This window comes from Pseudovibrio sp. Ad46 (assembly GCF_001623065.1).
GTDB lineage: Bacteria > Pseudomonadota > Alphaproteobacteria > Rhizobiales > Stappiaceae > Pseudovibrio.
In genome coordinates this window covers 1-2,883 of record NZ_LMCG01000021.1, presented here as the reverse complement: position 1 = coordinate 2,883, position 2,883 = coordinate 1, and the positions used below count along the sequence as shown (strand labels likewise).

The window sequence follows — 2,883 nt, the reverse complement described above, 5'->3', positions numbered from 1 at the left end:
GCGTCTCGGTCCGGGTATGCGGGCGTTGGGGTCTTGAGTCTGGTCATCAACCTGTTGATGCTGACGGGTCCGATGTTCATGCTGCAGATCTATGATCGCGTGCTCGCCAGCCACAGCGTGCCAACACTGGTGATCATCGCCAGTTTTGCCGGTATCCTTTATCTGTTCTTCGCCCTGCTGGAAGGCATCCGTGCCCGTGGCCTGTCGCGTATTTCTCAGGAAATTGACGCCCGCCTGTCGCGCACAGCGTTCCTTGCCAACCTGCGCGTACCACTGCGCATGGGCAACAGCGGTAAAAACGTAGATCCGATCCGCGATCTGGAAACCATGCGCCAGTTCTGGGGTGGTCAGGGTCCAGCCGCGCTCTTTGATATTCCATGGATGCCGATCTATCTGGGTCTGGTGTTTGTGCTCCACTTCTGGCTCGGCATGCTGGCACTGGCTGGCGCGGTCATCATCCTCTCTCTGGTGCTTGCCAACGAGTTCATGAGCCGCGATCCCTCCAGGGAACTGGCCTCACAAAACGCACAGCGCAGCAACACCCGCTCCGGCGCCCGCCGCAATGCGGAAGTGGTGCGCGCCCTTGGCATGAGCTCCACACTCACCAACAAGTGGGATGAAACCAACGCCCGTTTTTATGATGCCCAGACCAAGGCAGGCGACCGTGCCTCCCTGTTCGCCACTGCCATCAAAGCCTTCCGCTTTCTGCTCGGTTCTGCCGTTCTGGCTGTGGGTGCATGGCTTGCGATCCTTCAGGAAGTCTCACCTGGTGTTATGATCGCAGCTTCCATCATCACCTCCCGTGCTTTGTCTCCTGTGGAGCAGGCTGTCGGCCAGTGGCGCGTGTTCATCGCAGCCCGTCAGGCCCGCACCCGTTTGGAAAAATCACTGGAAGGTCTGGATGAGACCCCGCCAGAAACCGAACTGCCGCTGCCAAGCAAGACCCTCAATGTACAGCAGATCGCAACAGCGCCTCCGGGCGCTCGTGCTGTCACACTGGCTGGCGTCAATTTTGAACTCAAAGCAGGCGATGGTATGGGCATTATCGGCCCGTCTGGATCTGGCAAAACCAGTCTGGTCCGTGCGCTTGTGGGCGTTTGGCCAATCTTGCGCGGTGCCGTTCGTCTGGATGGCGCGGAGCTGGGCCAGTGGTCGGAAGATCGTCTGGGCACAGCAGTTGGCTACCTGCCGCAGGATGTGGAACTGTTTGACGGCACCATTGCCGAAAACATCTCCCGCTTTGCGCCAGAACGCGATGACGAGAAGATTTTGGAAGCCGCCCAGCTTGCCAATGTGCATGAGCTGGTCACCAGTCTGGCTGATGGTTATGACACGCAGGTTGGCGAAGGCGGGGCACTGCTTTCTGCCGGACAGCGTCAGCGTGTGGGTCTGGCCCGTGCGCTTTATGACAGCCCGTTCCTGATCGTGCTCGATGAGCCCAACTCCAATCTGGATTCAGAAGGCGAAGCAGCCCTGACCCGCGCTATCAAGCTGATGCGCGAGACCGGCAGCATTGTCATTGTCGTTGCCCACCGTCCAAGCGCGATCTCAGCTGTTGATCTGCTGCTTGTTGTGAAGGATGGCCAGCAGGCCGCCTTTGGCCCGAAAGACGAAGTCCTGCCAAAAATCAGCGCCCCTGCTGGCGTGCCAGCACCCGGTGCAAAACCGGCCCCCGGCGCACAACCAGCCCCAGCTGCTGCAAAAACAGGACCATTGAGCGTGGTGCCACATGCCTGAGCAAACAACCCTTTCCACCATTCAGACCTCTCGTAAGAAACACATGCGCTGGGGCCTCGTCCTTGTGGGCGTTCTTGTGCTCGGCCTTGGCGGCTGGTCCTCCGTTGCCAAGATCAACAGCGCAGTGATCACCTCCGGCTCCATCGCTGTCGATGGACAGGCCAAGAAGGTACAGCATCAGGAAGGCGGTATTGTCGGCGAAATCCTCGTCAAAGACGGCGATGAAGTCAAAGCCGGGGATGTGCTGTTCCGTCTGGATGAGACCGTGGTGAAAGCAAACCTTGCCATCACCCGCAAGCGCCTTCATCAGATGCAGGCGCAGGAAGCCCGCCTTTCTGCTGAATGGCGCGGTGACAAACAGGTCTCCTTCCCGGAAATTCTGGTTGAGCTGGCGAAAACCGACAAGATTGCTGCCACTGCTCTGGATGGTGAACAAGCCCTGTTTGCTGCTCGTCAGCAGGGCATCAAGGGCCGCAAGAAGCAGCTTGGCGAGCAGATTGCTCAGCTGGAGCAGCAGATTGAAGGCCTAAAGGTGCAGCGCGATGCGAAAGCCGAAAGCATTGATCTTGTCACGCAGCAACTCGCCGACTTTGCTTCTCTTTTGGAAAAGCGCCTGATCAACGCCTCTCAGGTCACCGCCATCAAGCGGGAACGGGCCGAGCTGGTTGGGGACCGCGGTGGGCTGATCTCTCAGGTCGCTCAGACCAAGGAAGCCATCAGCGAAAAGCGCGTGCAGATCCTGCAGCTGGACGAAGAGTTTTTGGAAAAAGTTCTGTCTGACCTGCAAAACATCCGCTCGCAGATTGCCGAGCTGGAAGAGCAGGAAGTGGCTGCGCAGGACCGCCTCAAGCGCATTGACATCCGCGCGCCACAATCCGGTTATGTGCACCAACTCAACGTTCACACTGTTGGCGGCGTGATCGCACCGGGTGACACGCTCATGCTGGTGGTGCCGGAAGACAGTGATCTGGTGATTGAAAGCCGTGTTCAACCGGTTGATGTGGATCAGCTGCAAGTGGGACAGGACGCTTATGTGCGCCTTGCTGCTTTCGATCAGCGCACCACACCAGAGCTGGGCGCAGCTGTGCTCAACGTCTCTCCAGATCTGACCCGCGATGAGGTCACCGGCGAGCCGTTCTATCTGGC

2 protein-coding genes are annotated in these 2,883 nt (G+C 58.8%); both read left to right on the top strand.

The features are described 5' to 3' along the window. On the top strand, positions 1-1,737 hold a 1,737-nt coding region (locus PsAD46_RS04995; protein ID WP_063306296.1), incomplete at its 5' end, for a type I secretion system permease/ATPase. Then, a partial coding sequence (locus tag PsAD46_RS04990) for an HlyD family type I secretion periplasmic adaptor subunit (protein WP_063306295.1) occupies positions 1,730-2,883 on the top strand: 1,154 nt, incomplete at its 3' end. The genes PsAD46_RS04995 and PsAD46_RS04990, both read left to right, overlap by 8 nt.